Source organism: Bacteroides pyogenes DSM 20611 = JCM 6294, from assembly GCF_000428105.1.
Taxonomy (GTDB): Bacteria; Bacteroidota; Bacteroidia; order Bacteroidales; family Bacteroidaceae; genus Bacteroides; species Bacteroides pyogenes.
In genome coordinates this window covers 99240-117000 of the sequence record NZ_KE386623.1, presented here as the reverse complement: position 1 = coordinate 117000, position 17761 = coordinate 99240, and the positions used below count along the sequence as shown (strand labels likewise).

Annotated in this window: 13 protein-coding genes; 3 read left to right on the top strand and 10 right to left on the bottom strand. The window is 43.1% G+C overall.

Translation table 11 applies throughout. The annotated features are described in order from the left end of the window. The first annotated feature begins 29 nt into the window (after positions 1 to 29). A complete protein-coding gene (locus tag C234_RS0113465; RefSeq protein ID WP_027326180.1) occupies positions 30 to 2963 on the top strand; it encodes a PD-(D/E)XK nuclease family protein in 2934 nt (977 codons plus the stop codon). A 412-nt stretch (positions 2964 to 3375) separates the two neighbouring features. Here the strand turns inward: C234_RS0113465 and C234_RS0113455 are convergent, their stop codons facing one another. The 10 genes from C234_RS0113455 to C234_RS0113405 form a co-directional block, all read right to left on the bottom strand. Further along, positions 3376 to 4506 (bottom strand): hybrid sensor histidine kinase/response regulator, encoded by a 1131-nt coding sequence (locus C234_RS0113455; RefSeq protein WP_027326178.1) that lies wholly within the window; start codon positions 4504 to 4506, stop codon positions 3376 to 3378. 158 nt (positions 4507 to 4664) lie between these two features. After that, positions 4665 to 5249 (bottom strand): phosphatase domain-containing putative toxin, encoded by a 585-nt coding sequence (locus tag C234_RS0113450; protein ID WP_021647129.1) that lies wholly within the window; start codon positions 5247 to 5249, stop codon positions 4665 to 4667. 114 nt (positions 5250 to 5363) lie between these two features. Beyond that, positions 5364 to 6488, bottom strand: coding sequence for a bifunctional histidinol-phosphatase/imidazoleglycerol-phosphate dehydratase HisB (hisB, locus tag C234_RS0113445; RefSeq protein ID WP_027326176.1), 1125 nt, complete (start codon positions 6486 to 6488; stop codon positions 5364 to 5366). A gap of 3 nt (positions 6489 to 6491) precedes the next feature. Then, entirely contained in the window at positions 6492 to 7532 is a 1041-nt protein-coding gene (gene hisC, locus C234_RS0113440; RefSeq protein ID WP_027326175.1) for a histidinol-phosphate transaminase, read from the bottom strand. A gap of 27 nt (positions 7533 to 7559) precedes the next feature. Further along, a complete protein-coding gene (gene hisD, locus C234_RS0113435) occupies positions 7560 to 8843 on the bottom strand; it encodes a histidinol dehydrogenase (RefSeq protein WP_027326174.1) in 1284 nt (427 codons plus the stop codon). A 13-nt stretch (positions 8844 to 8856) separates the two neighbouring features. Then, positions 8857 to 9708, bottom strand: coding sequence for an ATP phosphoribosyltransferase (gene hisG / locus C234_RS0113430; RefSeq protein ID WP_027326173.1), 852 nt, complete (start codon positions 9706 to 9708; stop codon positions 8857 to 8859). 260 nt (positions 9709 to 9968) lie between these two features. Continuing rightward, positions 9969 to 10460: a PaaI family thioesterase gene (locus C234_RS0113425; protein ID WP_027326172.1), complete on the bottom strand. Its 492-nt coding sequence runs from the start codon at positions 10458 to 10460 to the stop codon at positions 9969 to 9971. 72 nt (positions 10461 to 10532) lie between these two features. Continuing rightward, complete coding sequence (locus C234_RS0113420) at positions 10533 to 12416, bottom strand: fimbrillin family protein (protein ID WP_027326171.1); 1884 nt, start codon at positions 12414 to 12416, stop codon at positions 10533 to 10535. Positions 12417 to 13141: 725 nt separating this feature from the next. After that, a complete protein-coding gene (locus C234_RS0113410) occupies positions 13142 to 15169 on the bottom strand; it encodes a protein-disulfide reductase DsbD family protein (protein ID WP_027326170.1) in 2028 nt (675 codons plus the stop codon). 18 nt (positions 15170 to 15187) lie between these two features. Further along, on the bottom strand, positions 15188 to 15487 hold the full coding sequence (locus C234_RS0113405; protein WP_027326169.1) for a Dabb family protein: 300 nt from the start codon (positions 15485 to 15487) through the stop codon (positions 15188 to 15190). 91 nt (positions 15488 to 15578) lie between these two features. On the opposite strand from C234_RS0113405, the gene udk reads away from it, so the two are divergent. After that, positions 15579 to 16196, top strand: coding sequence for a uridine kinase (gene udk, locus C234_RS0113400; protein WP_027326168.1), 618 nt, complete (start codon positions 15579 to 15581; stop codon positions 16194 to 16196). After that, positions 16186 to 17595 carry an MltF family protein gene (locus C234_RS0113395; RefSeq protein ID WP_051290276.1) on the top strand — a complete coding sequence of 470 codons (1410 nt, stop codon included), beginning with the start codon at positions 16186 to 16188 and terminating at the stop codon, positions 17593 to 17595. The genes udk and C234_RS0113395 overlap by 11 nt, the downstream gene beginning before the upstream one ends. The last annotated feature ends 166 nt before the right edge of the window (positions 17596 to 17761 follow it).

Genomic DNA, 17761 nt, shown 5'->3' with positions numbered 1-17761 from the left:
GGATAATACATTAAAAAAAGAAAACAACGATGCAAACTTTCCTTCAATTGGTCGCCCACGATCTGTATACGAAAACAGGAAACGATATGTCGCGCGTTGCGCTCGTTTTCCCTAACAAGCGTGCCGGACTGTTTTTCAACGAATATCTGGCAGAAGAATCCGAACAACCGGTGTGGTCGCCTGCCACTATGAGCATCAGCGACCTGTTCCAATCGCAATCCGTACAGAAAACGGGAGATCCGATCCGTCTGGTTTGCGAATTATATAAAGTGTTCAGGGAAGAAACAGGAAGCCGGGAGACGTTGGACGACTTTTATTTCTGGGGCGAATTGCTTATCAGCGATTTCGACGACGTGGATAAAAATCTCGTGGATGCCGACAAATTATTCGGCAATTTGCAGGATCTGAAAGCTCTGACAGACGACTATGATTTTCTCGACAAGGAGCAGGAAGAGGCCATTCAGCTGTTTTTCTGTAACTTCTCTATCGAACAGCGCACGGAGCTTAAAGAGAAGTTTATTTCTCTTTGGGAGAAATTAGGAACAATCTATCACCGGTATCGCGAGAATCTGGCCAATCTCGGCATCGCCTACGAAGGGATGCTCTACCGCAATGTAATAGAGCGGCTAAATGCAGAAGAGTTGCCATACGACCGCTATGTGTTCGTCGGGTTCAATGTGCTGAATAAAGTGGAAACGAAATTCTTCAGGCTTCTGAAGGAGGCAGGGAAAGCGATGTTCTACTGGGATTACGATGTTTTCTATACCCAACGGATCAAAAAACACGAAGCCGGAGAGTTTATCCTAAGAAACCTGAAGAATTTCCCCAACGAACTGCCGGAAAGCTGCTTCGACTCTTTGGAAAAACCCAAAAAGATCAGGTATATTTCAGCTCCTACCGAAAACGCCCAGGCACGATTCCTTACGGAATGGGCGAAAGAGCTGACGGAAGGAGAAAAAAATGAAATAGAGGGGGGGATGCTTGGTGGAAACACAAAGGAAACCGATAACGAAAAAGCGAAGGAGCGAAAAGAAAAAGAAAATGCGGTAGTGCTATGCAACGAAGCATTGCTCCTCCCGGTGCTGCACTCTATTCCGCAAGAGGTGAAGAATGTCAATGTAACCATGGGATTTCCTCTGGCGCAAACTCCGGTTTACAGTTTCATCAACGCAGTGCTCGAGCTACAGACCAACGGCTATCGGACGGATACGGGACGGTTTATCCATGAAGCCGTATCGACTGTTTTAAAGCATCCGTACACCCGCCGTTTATCTGCCCATGCCGAACTGCTGGAACGGGAATTAACGCGCACCAACCGCTTTTATCCTCTTCCGTCGGAACTGAAGAAAGATGATTTTCTGGCTTTTCTTTTCACCCCGCGAAACGGAGTCAAAGAATTATGCAGTTATCTTTCGGAACTTGTCAAAGAGATTTCCGTCATTTACCGGAAAGAGAGCGAATATCACGATATCTTCAACCAACTGTATCGCGAATCTCTCTTCAAATGCTTCACCACCCTCAACCGGCTTTATACGCTGATTGAAAGCGGAGAGCTGGATGTACGTACCGATACGCTGAAACGTCTTATCGGAAAAGTGCTGGCAGCTTCGAATATTCCTTTCCACGGAGAACCCGCCATAGGCATGCAAGTGATGGGCGTGCTGGAGACTCGTAATTTGGATTTCCGCAACCTTATCATCCTTTCGCTCAACGAGGGACAACTGCCTAAAGCCGGAGGAGAATCTTCTTTTATTCCCTACAATCTACGCAAGGCGTTCGGCATGACTACCATCGAGCACAAAAACGCGGTGTACGCCTATTATTTTTATCGGCTGATACAACGGGCGGAGAATATAACGTTGCTGTACAACACTTCCGCTGATGGACTGAATCGCGGCGAAGAGTCCCGCTTCATGCTTCAGCTGTTCATCGAAAGTCCTCACGAAATAACCCGCGAGTATCTCGAGGCCGGACAATCGCCCTGCGGCAGCCAAGAGATAAAAATTGAAAAAACGGCCGGAGTATGGAAACGCATGCAAGATGCTTACGACTGTTCCAACCCGGGCTCATCGGAGCTTTCTCCTTCAGCGCTCAACACCTACTTGGATTGCCGGTTGAAGTTTTATTACCGATACGTTGCCGGACTGAAAACACCGGAAGAGGTCAGTGCGGAGATTGACTCTGCCCTGTTCGGCACTATTTTCCATTTGGCCGCTCAATTGGCTTACACGGAACTGACAAGCAATGGAAAAACGATACGAAAGGAAGATCTGGAACGCTTGCTGCGCAACGAGGTGAAGCTGCAAAGCTATGTAGATGAGGCTTTCAAAGAAAAATTTTTCAAAGTGACTGGCGATGAGAAACCCGAATATAACGGGATACAACTCATCAACTCCAAAGTAATTGTTTCGTACCTGAAGCAATTGCTGCGCAACGACCTTCAGTATGCGCCGTTCGATATGGTCGCCATGGAAAAGCCTGTGGAGGAAGAAGTAAACGTGGAAACCGAAGAAAAAACGTTCACCCTCCGCATAGGAGGAGTCATCGACCGTATGGACGCGAAGGAAGACACACTGCGCATTGTAGATTACAAAACCGGAGGAAGTCCCAAGACTCCTGCCAATATCGAACAGCTGTTCACTCCTTCGGAGACACGTCCGAACTATATCTTCCAAACCTTTCTGTACGCCGCCATCATGAGCCGCCAACAACCGCTGAAAGTCGCCCCCGCCCTCCTTTATATTCACCGGGCGGCTTCGGAAAGCTACTCACCGGTCGTTGAAATGGGCGAACCTCGTCAACCGAAGATTCCCGTCGACAACTTCGCTTTATTCGAGGATGAATTCCGTGAAAGGTTAAGCACACTGCTGAAAGAGATCTTCAACAAAGAAGAGCCCTTCACCCAAACCGAAGATATAAAAAAATGTGCATACTGTGATTTTAAAGCCATTTGCAGACGATAGTCCTATCCGCATCATAGTTTCCCGACAAGCTTTTATCGGGAAAAATGAATTGTTCGAACGATTGAGATGGGTTTCGAAAAAAGACACGGTGTTCGAAAAGTCTTTTGAGTTTGCACAACGTTCGGGAAAAATGTTTTTTGCCTAAGAAAAGTTTCGCGTTTGCCTAAGCGTAAAAATTTCTTAGGCAAACGCGAAACTTTTCTTAGCACCGTATTAAAATTTTCTTGGGAAATCCCGGGCTATTATTTTCAGGGAAATGCGTTCTTCTTTCAGACAGACTCTTTTGCATACATAAGAATATTCAGGAAAAAAGAGATTCCTCTGCCACATTCCCCTTTCATGTTTCTTTCACGCTATCCGGATAAATCAAGAATAACAGACTGTTTCCAAACTTGACCACCGGTTTGGGAATTTATTTGGCCAACGGAACGGAAAAACTAAACGTAGATCCCTTCCCCTTCTTAGAAGTAAACCAAAGCTCTCCGCCGTTCTTCGCTACAAAATCTTGGCAAAGCAAAAGCCCCAATCCTGCTCCTTCCTCATTATTCGTGCCGAAGGTAGAGAAATGAGTGCCGGTATGCAATAACTTTTTCTGGTTCTCTTCATCAATTCCGCAACCTCGGTCTTCTACACTTACAACGGCCATTTCGCCTTCTTTTCTCAAGGATATTACCACTTCCGACCCTTCATGGCTGAACTTGACGGCATTACTGAGCAAATTGCGGATAACCGTTTTTATCATATCCACATCGGCACGTACCGGAATAGCATCGGCAGGCAAATCCGCTTTAATTCGTATTTTCTTCAATTCCGCCACCATGCCGAATACTTCCGCCGCTCCTTCCGCTACTTTTACCACATCGATTTCCTGAGGGACGACTTTGAGTTTTCCTGTCTGACTTTTAGTCCATTTCAACAAATTGTCGAGCAACGAAAAAACTTCCTCCGTTGTTTGATTAGCCATCGTCAGCAACTCATACAAATCAGCTCCTATAAGATCACCGGGAAGTCGCAAGATAAGCATGTTCAGCACCATTTTAATAGAGCCGATCGGCGATCTCAGATCATGAGCAATGACAGAATATAATTTATCGCGCCCCATAATGGTTTTACGCAATTCCTCGGTTTGTTTGTTAATGATCCGCTTAGCCGCAACCAATGATATCTGATGGGTGACGCGGATAATCAACTCTTCCTTATTGAAAGGTTTCGAGATAAAATCATTTCCCCCGACTTTAAACCCCTTCACAATGTCTTCGGTAGCATTCAACGCAGTTAGAAAAATAATAGGAATATCAGCCATTTCAGGATTCAGCTTCATCTTCTCGGCAACCTCAAATCCACTCATATCGGGCATCATGACGTCGAGCAACACAAGGTCCGGATGTTCTTCTTCAATCATCTTCAGAGCTTGCTCCCCATTTTCGGCCATTATTGTATCGAACTTTTCATTTGTCAAAAGAACCTTTAACAGCAGTACATTTGAAATAACATCGTCCACAATGAGGACTTTATACTCGGAAGGATTTATCTCCACATTCATATTCTTTGTTTTTATATTAATTCAGACTTTCTAAATCTCCGGTTTGCTCTGTAATATTGAATAAGCTCCATATAAGCCGCAGACAAATGTAACCGATTTACCAATAAAATGCAACAATTAAAGAATACTTTTTAAGCCAAAGCTTCTTAAAAACGAAATTATAAGTCTGAAATGGCATCCGTGCAGTCGGTCGAGCATACCTCTTTTCTGATACGTTCTATATCCGCCTGCCTGATAAGACGAATAATATTTTTATAAATACGATGGAAGCCGAATCCTCCATGAACCATTTCCTCTATGGCTCTCTCTTTGGAAAATCCCTGAAAAACTATTCTGTAGAGGGCACAAACCGCACCTGTGCGATCGGAGCCATGATGACAATGAATGAGAACAGGCCTTTTGCGATGATAAATAACACGCAACGAAGCGATCAACTGTTTCTCATTTATGGCATGCGCTTTTGTCCGCACCCGATGAAGTGTGAGTCCTGTACCTTTCGCCTCGTCATCATCGCTGTGCCTGTTGCGCAAATTCAATACTTCTCCGATACCGTACTTTTCCAAGACTTTAAAATCAACGCTCGAAGGTTGTTCCGAACGATACACTCCCTCGTCTATTCTATAAAAATTGGCAAGATTATGTCCTTCCAAGACAATCTTTTCCACTTCAGCCTCCTGCCCGCAAATTGTGAGAGAGAAAAATAAACCGATAAACGAAGCAAGGATAAATAGTTTCAAATTCATTATCAATAAATGTTATATCGAATAAGCAATGAGGACGTTGAGATTCAATAGCGCTGTTTCTTATTCGAAGTAAAACTTTAGGTATGATTTTAGAAGAAAGCCGAAGAATCTGTTTCAAAGCACTCCTTTGCTGGAAGGAAGTTCGAAATGATAAACATCTCTTTTCAAGGCCATTTTCAAAGCACGCGCAAAAGCCTTGAAGATGCCTTCTATCTTATGATGTTCGTTCACTCCTTCCGCTTTGATATTCAAGTTCATTTTAGCGGCATCACTCAGCGACTTGAAAAAATGAAAAAACATTTCCGTAGGCATTTCTCCTATCTTCTCACGCTTAAATTCCGCCTCCCATACAAGCCACGAGCGTCCTCCGAAGTCGAGACACGCCCGGCAGAGACAATCGTCCATCGGCAAAGCATATCCATAGCGTTCAATCCCCCGTTTGCTGCCCAACGCCTGATAAATACAATCACCCAACGCAATGCCGGTATCTTCTATGGTATGGTGTTCGTCTACATTCAAATCTCCATCCACCCGTATGGTTATATCCATTCCGGAATGTTTGCCCAGTTGCTCGAGCATGTGATCGAAAAAAGCAAGTCCGGTAGATACGTCACAGACCCCGTTCCCGTCCAAATCCAATGCGACATACACATCGGTTTCTTTCGTAGTACGCCGGATTTCCGCCTTTCGCTCACCGGCAAAAAGGAATTCGGCTACCTTATCCCAATCGGCAGTCGCCAACACGCAAACATCCTCCAGCCCATTTTCTGCCAATCCCTCTTTGGAAGAGTGCAAATAAATGGCTTTACACCCCAAGTTCTTTGCCAGCTCTACGTCCGTCATGCGATCGCCTATCACGAAACTTCCCGAAAGATCATAATCCGGATTGTCCATATACTCACTCAGCATTCCGGTACGAGGCTTGCGAGTCGGGGCATTTTCTTCGGGGAAACTACGGTCTATCAAAATGTTGTCGAAAGTAACCCCCTCTCCCTCCAACGTTTTCAAAATCAAATGATGGGCAGGCCAAAACGTATCCTCAGGAAAAGAAGAGGTACCCAGTCCGTCCTGATTGGTTACCATCACAAACTCAAAATCGAGCCTGCTGCGGATAAATCCCAAATTACGAAATACCTTCGGATAGAACTCCAGCTTTTCCAACGAATCGAGCTGACAGTCGACAGGCGGTTCAACGACCAGCGTACCGTCTCTGTCTATAAACAATACCTTTTTTTTCATAATTTATTCTCCGTATTTCTTAAGTGCAGCAATCAAAGCATCATTCTCCGTCCGGGTACCCACCGTCACACGCAGGCAGTTGCCACAAAGCGGCACAGAATCGCGATTGCGAACAATAATTCCTTCGCCCGCCAAATAGTCGTAAATTTCAGCGGCATCGGTTACTTTCACTAAAAGGAAATTGGCATCCGACGGATATATCCGGATTACGCAAGGAATCCCCGCAAGTTCCTGTTCGAGATAGCTGCGTTCTTCTTTCAACGTTTCTATCCAAAACTCTATCTTGTCATAATGACGAAGCATATCCAACGCATACTGTTGCGTCAGTTGATTTACATTATAAGGATATTTGATTTTGTTTAAAACGGAGATAACATCTTCCGAAGCAAAAGCCATTCCCAACCGTACAGACGCTCCGCCCCATGCTTTGGAAAACGTTTGCAAAACAACAAGATTCGGGAAAGTATCCAAATCGTACAAGAAAGAAGATTCTTCGGAAAAGTCATTATAGGCCTCATCTAAAACAAGCAATCCTTCAAACCGCTGCAATACTTTTTCAATCTCGCAACGAAGCAACTGATTTCCCGTAGGATTATTGGGTGAACATAGAAAAACCAGTTTGGTATGCCCGTCGACTGCCGACAAAAGCTTCTCAGCAGAAAGCTGAAAATGCTCGTCCAACAAAACCTTCCGGTATTCCACTCCATTAATATCCGCGCAAACCCGATACATTCCGTAAGTCGGTTCAATGGCAACGACATTGTCCTGCCGCGGCTCACAAAAGGCACGGTAAAGCAAATCGATGGCTTCATCGCTGCCGTTGCCCAGAAATATATGGCCGGGAGAAACTTTCTTCACACCCGACAAAAGCATCTTCAATTCCCGCTGCATGGGATCCGGATAGCGATTATAAGGCAGATTGTACGGATTCTCGTTTGCATCCAGGAAAACCGATGCCTGCGTTCCTTTATATTCGTCACGAGCCGAAGAGTAAGGTTGTAGTTTCCGGATGTTCGGACGAGTCAGTTCTTCCAATGTTTTCATCTCAAAAAGGTTTATTGCAAAGTTATATTATTTCAAAGACTGCAAGCGAACAGTGACGGCATTTTTATGTCCATCGAGTTTTTCATCGCAAGCCATTCGTTCGATTGCAGGACCGATAGCCTTCATTCCTTCGGGAAGAATCTCCTGAAACGTGATTTTACGGATAAAGCTGTCCAAGCTCACTCCGCTATATGCTTTCGCATACCCGTTGGTGGGTAAAGTATGATTAGTACCGGAAGCGTAATCTCCCGCGCTTTCGGGAGTCATAGAACCCAGAAATACGGAACCGGCATTCGTTATCCGCCGGGCAACTTCCATATAGCGCTCAGTTTCTATAATCAAATGCTCCGGAGCGTACTCATTAGTGAGGGCCAATGCCTCATCCATATCGTTGACAAGAATAAGCCTGCTGTTTTCCAACGCCTTCCTTGCAATATCGCGACGAGGCAAACGGCTAAGTTGGCGTTCAGTCTCCAAATGCACTTCTTCCAACAAGCTTTCCGAAGTAGTGACCAATATAACCTGACTGTCGCTGCCGTGCTCTGCTTGCGAAAGCAAATCGGCGGCTACGAATACAGGATTAGCCGAATGGTCTGCCAAGACCAGCACTTCGGAAGGACCGGCAGGCATATCGATAGCCACATCCTGCAAGCCGACCAATTGTTTGGCAGCGGTAACATACCGGTTTCCGGGACCAAATATTTTATATACCTTAGGTATGCTTTCGGTACCGTATGCCATCGCCGCAATTGCCTGCGCTCCTCCTACTTTATATATTTGGTTTATGCCCGACAAAGTGGCGGCGTAAAGAATAGCCGGATGAATTTGCCCGCTTGCATCAGGCGGAGTGCAAAGAACAATTTCTTTACAACCCGCAATGCGGGCGGGAACAGCCAGCATCAATACGGTGGAGAACAAAGGAGCCGTCCCTCCCGGTACATAAAGTCCCACTTTCTCAATAGCTACCGCTTTCTGCCAACAAGTAACTCCCAGCATTGTCTCTACCTTTTCCCCATAAAAACGTTGGGCAGAATGAAAAGTTTCGATATTCTTTTTAGCCAGTAGAATAGCATTTTTCAGTTCTTCACCAACCAGATTCCCCGCATTCTCCAATTCTTCTTTCGTAACAGATAAATCAGGCAGCGAAACGTTGTCGAAAATCGCTTCAAATTCCAGCAGCGCCTTATCTCCCTCTCTCCTTACCTTATTTATAATATCTCGTACCGCATCAAACAAACATTCCGTATTCATCACCGGACGCTGTAAGAGTTCGCTCCATGTTTCCCTATGCGGATATTTAATCAATTTCATTTTTCAAATCCTCCTAAATAATCATTTTCTCGATAGGCAACACCAAAATACCTTCCGCGCCCAATCCTTTCAGCTTCCCGATAATTTCCCAGAAACATTTTTCATCGAGCACCGTATGAACCGAGCACCATCCTTCTTGTGCCAACGGCATCACAGTAGGGCTTTTCATTCCCGGCAACACATCAAGAATTTCATTCAGATTCTTTTGAGGGGCATTCATCAAAACATACTTCTTATCTTCCGCCGTTTTTACCGCATTTAACCTGAATAAGAAATCATTTAAAATCGTTCTTTTCTCATCATCCATCTTCTTATTTCCTATCAACAAAGCCTCTGAACGCATCACGACCTCAACTTCTTTCAGACGGTTGCTCGCCAATGTGGATCCGGAGCTTACTATGTCGAAAATCGCATCGGACAAACCGATGCCGGGAGACACTTCCACCGAACCCGTAATTATATGAATATCGGCATCCACACCTTTTTGCTCGAGAAAACGGCGAAGAATAACGGGATAAGATGTGGCTATCTTCTTGCCTTCGAACCACGAAACTCCCCCATATTCAACATCTTTCGGTATGGCCAGCGACAAACGGCATTTACTGAACCCCAACCTTCTGATTATTTCGGCATCTCCTTCTTTCTCCAGAAGCTCGTTCTCGCCGACAATGCCCAAATCGGCAACACCGGTCGCTACCGTTTGAGGAATATCATCATCGCGAAGAAACAACACCTCGATAGGAAAATTTGAAGACTGTACCAACAGCGTACGTTTCGTCATACTGATTTTTATATCCGACTCTTCAAAAAGTTCCATTGTTTCTTCGAAAAGCCTTCCTTTGGCCTGAATAGCGATTCTCAACATAACCCAATCAAAATTAAGAATTTATATTTTATTATTTCTGCTCAAACAAACGAAAAAAGGCTTACCGTCCGGTAAGCCTTCATTTATCTTTAGGAGTAATACATATATCACCCACGCCCACCGAGCTGTTCGTCAGGAAAAAGATGGTGATGATGTGATAAGATATACTTCATATATGCTTTTTGAATTCTTATGGCGACAAAAATAAAGTATTACTTCTATATAAACAAACTTTTATCACAAAAAAACTATTTTTTATTTCATATTAAAGGAAGAATCTCTTCCGGCTCCACATTACATTCCAAGAATCCCATTTCTTGCTTCGCTTTCTCTTGAGGAAAAACAAAATAAGTGCAAAGAGCTTCTGTACACAAATCGCCTTCTTTATTGTATAGTCGCGCTTCTATGAAAACGATATTCCTTTTTACTTCTTTTATGGAAGCACGCAACACGACATGCGAATCGTTTGTATTAATCGCTTTCCGATAACGGGTCTCCATCTTCGAAGTCACCCCCGTAGTTTGTAATTTACGCAGTACAACCCACGCACATATTTCATCCAACAATACAGCCTGAATTCCTCCGTGCAAAGTATCGATCCAACCTTGAAACTCGGGACGGGGCTTCCAGATACTAACAATTTCATCGCCATCTTCGAAAAATTCCATTTTCACTCCCGACTCATTATCCGGAGCACACCCGAAACATTTATACTCGGGCAATCCTTTCCAGGGATTAATTATTTTCTTCATAATACAGCCTGTTATCCAATTATTACTTCAAAGATAAACAAAATAGGGAAACAATGAGTGAACATCATCAGATTACTTGCGAATGCAACGAACAGAGCAAGCTTTATCCGCCGCCGCTTTTCCCCTGTCCATTTCATTTTTATCAGTTCGCAGCAAAAGGATTTGGGCATCTACGGCTGTGCCTTTTTCATCCATTGTCCAATATGCAGCGTATTTCCCATCATATTCCTTCTGAATTTTACGCCAAGCCATCCCTGACGGAGAAGCGTTAAACCCAGATAGATTATTCGGCTGAAACACTGTTTCACCTTCTTTTATAGGCAACCAGTTTCCCGATTTTAAAACAGAGGCATCGTTCTTCAAGTACGTTTTTAATAACTCCCAATCTTTCCAACCCGGAATCTGCCAGCCGGATGGCAACAGTTTATGAGAATTTACCGCTCCCATGGTATAAAAATAAGTTTTTTCGGAAGATAATAAGCAACCTGCATTTCCCTCGGCAATGGTATCCAACTCATTTATTTCCGTCCCGTCGCTGTATAATGACGCCTCCAGATTATTTCTCATCCAATATTGCGTGCCTATTTTCACTATGGGGTAACTGTGAATCACACTGCCGCGCACATCCCGTATCACATCGCTCACCGCTATTACAGGCAAAGGCTTGTCGGATTTAGATAAAGACAAGGCGATTGTGCCGTCGGCCAAAACGAACAGATAATTCCGCTCGGCAAACTTACCGGGAAAGTACGTCAATGAATTGTTATCTATATCCCATGAAACCGAGCCGCCGTGGATATTTTCTTTATTTCCCAAACATCTCAAGACTTTTCCTCCGGATAAATCAGTTCTTCCTTCCTTCACCGGATAAGCAACAATGGCTTGTGAAGCAAATTCATCGCGAGCAACGAGATACTCTTTACATATCTCCGCCACTTGTTTTCCCCGGCTCAACACTTTATATACATCAGACTCTTCAAACGATAATTCAGAAATATCTATATAATTATGCATCAAGTCCGATGCAATATCTTCTTTTCCCCCATCTTCCCAATCGCGAATCTCTCCATTCAGATGATTGAGCAATACATCTTCGGCACTTGCAAAAGAAATTTGCACTTCCCGCTGTTTCCCGCTTTTTATATCCAATAAGGAGCTTAGCCGGCTGATATAATCTTTTCCATCGACATTCAAGGTCAGGTATTGATGATCTTCCTGCGTTTTCTGCGGGATAAGGATAAATTCTTTCCCAACCAAACATCCGTCTTTTATTTCCCATTTTCCGGCGGCAGTCATCTCTTGTTCAGCCGAATAAGAAGAATAACAATCTTTCTGAAGATCATATACGGCTTTTCTGTAGAAGCCTGAAACGGACAACTTAGGGTCGCTCTGTAACAAAACGCCTATATCCTCGCCTTCTTCGGGCTTTATGGAGACTCTTAAACGAAAGAATTTGTGATCATAAATTAAAGGAACCGGAGCTTCGGCGGGTTCGACAGCTTTATGGACGGCAAGAAGGAAATCGGATTGGGAAAGATTGGCCGGAACAGACTGATCCGCTTCTGTTTCTACTTGCATGGTACTTTCGCCTATCTTCACCCCTTCTGCCCGATAAGGATAATAACTAATCAGATTCAGTTTCACATTCTCGTCCGGATAATAGACTATTTCGTCCGAGACAAGCTCTCCATCAGAAGAATATACGAATCTCATATTATCTACATAGCGTTCTTCTTTTAGCGTGGTAGACTCTATGAGGGCAAACAGGCCGACCTCATCGCCCTCCTGAAATTTATTATCGGCAACTCTTGTTTTTATGCCTCCGGAAATTCTTAAAGGAATATGGGCATTGTCTGTAATTTCATTTTCTTCGGAAATGTGGTTTACGCAAGCCGAAGCAAGCAAAAGAATAACAGGAAGAAAGATTCTCCTCTTCAAATTAAGCTGGTATTTCATTTTGTATTAATATAAGGTTGATAAAACTCTGACAAAACAGACCGATAAAAAGGCATACAACACATTTCGACCTTTCTGTTTTAATCAACATTTTTCATATTTTACATAAAAGAGCAACAAAAATAGGCATTACATTTAAATTTCAAAGAATCATTCTCTTCTTTTTTACAGGCATTACATAGATTCAAGTTAAGAAGGAATCAGGAAATTCGGAACCGACGAATAAGCATTCGGTTTGTTTCATGCTATTGACACTTTAGTTTCCCACTGGGGAAACTTTTGTTTCCCACCGATGAAACTTTTGTTTCCCCACGGGGAAACTTTTGTTTCACAAGTGGGAAACTTTTGTTTCACAAGTGGGAAACTTTTGCTTCACAAGTGGGAAACTTTTGTTTCACAAGTGGGAAACTTTTGCTTCACAAGTGGGAAACTTTTGCTTCACTGTGGTTTATATTGAAGATTGTGTGGTTTAATGTTTTTAGTTGACCACTTTACGACTTATTTTCAAAGTCGGTTGACTCAGTTAATACTTATTTTTATTACAAGTTGACGCTCGTTTTTCCATTTACATCAAGGAGTTGATTTTGCAAGAACCGGCAAGGGCGGATGTATCATGCCTCATCTTTGTTTCGAAGATATCCATAATGTTAGGCGATGTACATAACAAAAAAAGTGTCCGAAAATACAAACTTTTCGGACACCCCTTATGCAAAAAACAATATCGGTTATTTCTTTCGATAATTATCCAGACCTGTTTGCAAGAACTGAACGTATTTATCTACATCTTCATCATAAGCATAAGACTTATTCAGCGGCATTCCCTGATTATCGATCAACACATAGAAAGGTTGGGCGTTAGCGCCGAACTTTACACGCTGTAAATAACTCCATTTGTCTCCTACAGTACGCAAAGTACGTTCTTTTCCATTCTCCGAAACCTTTATGTGTTCGGGCAACGGATCTTTATTGTCTACGTATAGCGTAATGAGCACATAATCATTATTCATCAAGTCGCTCACCTTCGTATCGGTCCAAACGGCAGCCTCCATTTTACGACAGTTCACACAACCATATCCCGTAAAGTCGAGCATCACAGGCTTACCATTGCGACGGGCATATTCCATCCCAAGGTCATAATCGTCAAACTTGGCGTGCACCTCATTCTTATAAAGATTAAAATCTTGCGTGTTCATCGGCGGAGCGAAAGCGCTCACTGCTTTCAAAGGCGCGCCCCATAATCCCGGAACCATATATACCGCAAAAGCCAACGATATAAGAGCCATGAAAAAGCGTGTAACCCCCACTTTGTATTCATCGTCATCATGCGGAAATTTGATTTTTCCCAACAAATAAAAACCAAGCAAAGCAAAAATCACAATCCACAACGCCAAAAAAGTTTCCCGGTCAAGAATTCTCCAGCCGTAGGCCAAATCGGCAACAGACAAGAACTTCAAGGCAAAAGCCAGCTCCAAGAATCCAAGCGTGACTTTGATCACATTCATCCACCCGCCCGATTTCGGCATGGATTTCAACCATGTGGGAAACAAAGCGAACAATGTAAAAGGTAAAGCCAATGCAATGGCAAAACCCAACATTCCAATGGTAGGAGCTATCACACTGCCCATAGTGGACACTTGCACCAACAGCAAACCGATGATGGGGCCCGTGCAAGAGAAAGAAACCAATGCCAAAGTAAATGCCATCAAGAAAATACTCAATAGCCCGGTAGTCGACTCGGCTTTACTATCCACCGCATTACTCCATTTCGAAGGCAGTGTTATCTCGAACGCACCGAAAAAAGAAGCGGCAAAAACCACCAGCATCAAGAAAAAGAATATATTGAAAATAGCATTTGTAGATAACGCATTCAATGCGCTGGGACCGAAAATAAGCGTAATGGCAACCCCTAAAGTCACATAAATAACCACAATGGAAGCCCCATACGTCCATGCGTCTCTGATTCCTTTTTTCTTGTCCTTGCTGCGTTTTAAGAAAAAACTGACCGTCATCGGAATGATAGGCCACACGCAGGGAGTGAACAATGCCAGCAAACCGCCTAAGAAACCCGCAATAAAGATATAAAGCCATGTTTTATCTGCTCCTGCCTGCTCCTCTCCCAAAGCTTGCAATTCTGTAATCACGGGTTTCCATAAATCGCCTGTGGCAAAATCCGCCTCCCCCATTTCCGCAGAGGCGGAATCCGTGGCAAACGGAATTGTAGCAATTACAGCTGAGTCAGGTTCGTTTTTTTTTATTTTTTCTTCCTTTACAACCGGAGCCGCAGGCAAAGCAGGGGCAGATTTGGATTGCCCCGAATATTTAAACGACACTTGTGTGGGAGGAAGACAACTTTCATCATTACATGCTCCATATTCCAAATATCCCTCTATCGAATAGGGACCGCCGGTCAGCTTTACTTTCTGAATAAATTGCACAGAATTTGCGAAATAGCGAACCTTCATTTCGAAAAGCTTATCATAAGCTTCAATTTCTTTACCCGCAAATCTTAATTTCCCGACAGGTTCGACTCCTTCTTTCTTGTCAATATTGAACGTTGCCGAGATTGGACCACCATCACCCAGCTCCGTTGAATATACATGCCAACCGTTATCAATAATACCGGCGAATATTATTTCCGCTTCAGAGTCGGAAAGACTCTTCCACTCCGTTTTAAATTTTACAGGTTCTTTGATTTGAGCTTGCAATGCATAAGCAGCCATGCTGAAAAATAATAGCAAGAAAAGCTTTTTCATTTTTATCATTTTAGAGGGTTATACTTCATAATCCACACACGATCGGCTTTCCTTCGTCTCGGCCAAAATCTTTCCTGCCGCCAAGTGATCGGGATGACCGGCATAAAACTTCACATCTTCCAACGTATCAAACTCACTATAAAGAGCTATATTCCAGCTCTCTCCCGGATTTATATTCAGTCCCACTTCTATTTTCCGAATGACTGAAATCTTTGCCGGAAGCGCTTCGATAGCTTTCTTAAAACTATTCATTACTTCTATTTTTCTATCAGTCGAGACTTCGTCTTTCAATTTAAATAATACAATGTGTTTTACCATACGTTGCTAGTTTAATGAATTGTTTCTATATTTGTAACATATTTAAATGACGCAAAAATACTCCATTTAGTTCAAATTACATTATAAAGAGATGTTAATAATAGGAATAGCCGGTGGAACAGGATCGGGAAAAACCACCGTTGTAAGAAAAATAATCGACAGCCTCTCCGCAGGAGAGGTTGTCTTATTACCCCAAGATTCATACTATAAAGACAGCAGTCATGTCCCCGTCGATGAACGTCAAAATATCAATTTCGACCATCCGGACGCTTTTGAATGGAGTCTGCTCTCTAAACACGTGGGAATGTTAAAAGAGGGAAAAAGCATTGAACAGCCCACTTATTCCTATCTGACTTGTACACGTCAATCCAAAACTATTCACATCGAACCGCGTGAAGTTATCATCATTGAAGGCATCCTCGCTCTGTGCGATAAAAAACTACGCAGCATGATGGATCTTAAAATATTTGTAGATGCCGATCCGGACGAACGTTTGATTCGAGTCATTCAAAGAGATGTTGTAGAACGCGGACGAACAGCCGAAGCCGTCATGGAACGATACACAAGGGTCTTAAAGCCGATGCATCTGCAATTCATCGAACCATGCAAAAGATACGCAGACCTTATTATTCCCGAAGGCGGTAACAATAAAATAGCCGTTGATATATTAACAATGTATATCAAGAAGCACCTAAAAAATGAAAAATAAGAAATTTAAAAAGGGCACTAAAGCATTTGTCATGCTTCTATGCCTTTTGTTTTTCTGCTGCATGGGATGCCGAAACAAGCATTACGGTAAAGAGAAACAAACGGCACACGATCTTCCACAGATTAAAGATAGCGGTGAGTTGGTGGTGCTAACACTCTACAGTTCTACTTCTTATTTCATATACCGAGGTCAGGAAATGGGATTCCAGTACGAACTGAGCGAACAATTTGCGAAAAGCCTTGGCCTCAACCTCAAGATTAAAGTAGCCAATAACGTTCAAGAGCTTATTGAAAAACTTATTGCAGGCGAAGGAGACATGATTGCCTACAACCTACCCATTACCAAAGAGTGGAAAGACAGCCTTTTGTTTTGCGGTGAAGACGTAATTACTCATCAGGTCATCATACAGCAGGCAAACGGGAAATATCCGTTACTAAAGGATGTTACCGATCTTGTAGGAAAAGACGTATACGTAAAACCCGGAAGATTTTATGACCGTCTGAACAATCTGAACAAAGAATTAGGAGGTGGGATCCATATTCATAAAGTAAGCAGTGACAGTATTACATCGGAAGAATTGATAACACAAGTTGCTCAAGGGAAAATATCATACACGGTAGCCGATAATGATATTGCAAAATTGAACAAGACCTACTACCCCAATCTAAACATAAATCTTTCCATCAGCTTCGATCAGCGTTCTTCTTGGGCAGTGCGCAGGGATTGCCCGAAGTTAGCCGAAGCCGCCGACCAATGGCAGAAAGAAAACATGGCTTCTCCTGCATATACGGCAAGTATGAAGCGTTATTTCGAGAACAGTAAAACAGCTCCGCATTCACCCATCCTATCTTTGGAAAAAGGGAAAATATCACATTTCGACGGTCTATTTAAAAAATATGCCAAGGAAATTGACTGGGATTGGCGTATGCTCGCTTCTTTGGCATATACCGAATCAAACTTCGACACTACGGTGGTTTCCTGGGCAGGCGCCAAAGGACTGATGCAACTTATGCCTGCAACAGCAAGAGCGATGGGAGTGCCTCAAGGGAAAGAGCAAAATGCCGAAGAAAGTATTAAGGCGGCAGTCAAATACATAGCCTCCACCGACCGTAGCTTAAGGGTCGTAAAAGATAAAGAAGAGCGGCTAAACTTTATTCTGGCTTCATACAATGCCGGTTTAGGGCATATTTATGACGCTATGGCTCTGGCTGATAAGTATGGGAAAAATAAATATATCTGGAAAGATAATGTGGAAAACTACATCTTGCTTAAAAGCAGTGAAGAATACTTCAACGATCCTGTCTGTAAGAACGGATATTTCCGGGGTATAGAGACATACAATTTTGTACGTGACATCAGGTCAAGATACGAAGTATACAAACAGAAAATCAAATATTAGAAGAGAAAAATATTCGAAATAGATCTTACTGAAGGAAAATCGCGTACTCATTTCATCGAAACAATAGCTCAAGCTAAAAATAGTACATTCATAACTCTTTTAAATAAAACACCCGGCTTTACATTTCTCGAAGTAAAACCGGGCGTTAATTCTGTAAATTATTGGT

What these genes read in the sequence shown, in the direction of transcription:
- C234_RS0113465 (WP_027326180.1), top strand. Translation starts at nt 30, where the DNA reads ATGCAAACTTTCCTTCAATTGGTCGCCCACGATCTGTATACGAAAACA.
- C234_RS0113455 (WP_027326178.1), bottom strand. Translation starts at nt 4,506, where the DNA reads ATGAATGTGGAGATAAATCCTTCCGAGTATAAAGTCCTCATTGTGGAC.
- C234_RS0113450 (WP_021647129.1), bottom strand. Translation starts at nt 5,249, where the DNA reads ATGAATTTGAAACTATTTATCCTTGCTTCGTTTATCGGTTTATTTTTC.
- hisB (WP_027326176.1), bottom strand. Translation starts at nt 6,488, where the DNA reads ATGAAAAAAAAGGTATTGTTTATAGACAGAGACGGTACGCTGGTCGTT.
- hisC (WP_027326175.1), bottom strand. Translation starts at nt 7,532, where the DNA reads ATGAAAACATTGGAAGAACTGACTCGTCCGAACATCCGGAAACTACAA.
- hisD (WP_027326174.1), bottom strand. Translation starts at nt 8,843, where the DNA reads ATGAAATTGATTAAATATCCGCATAGGGAAACATGGAGCGAACTCTTA.
- hisG (WP_027326173.1), bottom strand. Translation starts at nt 9,708, where the DNA reads ATGTTGAGAATCGCTATTCAGGCCAAAGGAAGGCTTTTCGAAGAAACA.
- C234_RS0113425 (WP_027326172.1), bottom strand. Translation starts at nt 10,460, where the DNA reads ATGAAGAAAATAATTAATCCCTGGAAAGGATTGCCCGAGTATAAATGT.
- C234_RS0113420 (WP_027326171.1), bottom strand. Translation starts at nt 12,416, where the DNA reads ATGAAATACCAGCTTAATTTGAAGAGGAGAATCTTTCTTCCTGTTATT.
- C234_RS0113410 (WP_027326170.1), bottom strand. Translation starts at nt 15,169, where the DNA reads ATGAAAAAGCTTTTCTTGCTATTATTTTTCAGCATGGCTGCTTATGCA.
- C234_RS0113405 (WP_027326169.1), bottom strand. Translation starts at nt 15,487, where the DNA reads ATGGTAAAACACATTGTATTATTTAAATTGAAAGACGAAGTCTCGACT.
- udk (WP_027326168.1), top strand. Translation starts at nt 15,579, where the DNA reads ATGTTAATAATAGGAATAGCCGGTGGAACAGGATCGGGAAAAACCACC.
- C234_RS0113395 (WP_051290276.1), top strand. Translation starts at nt 16,186, where the DNA reads ATGAAAAATAAGAAATTTAAAAAGGGCACTAAAGCATTTGTCATGCTT.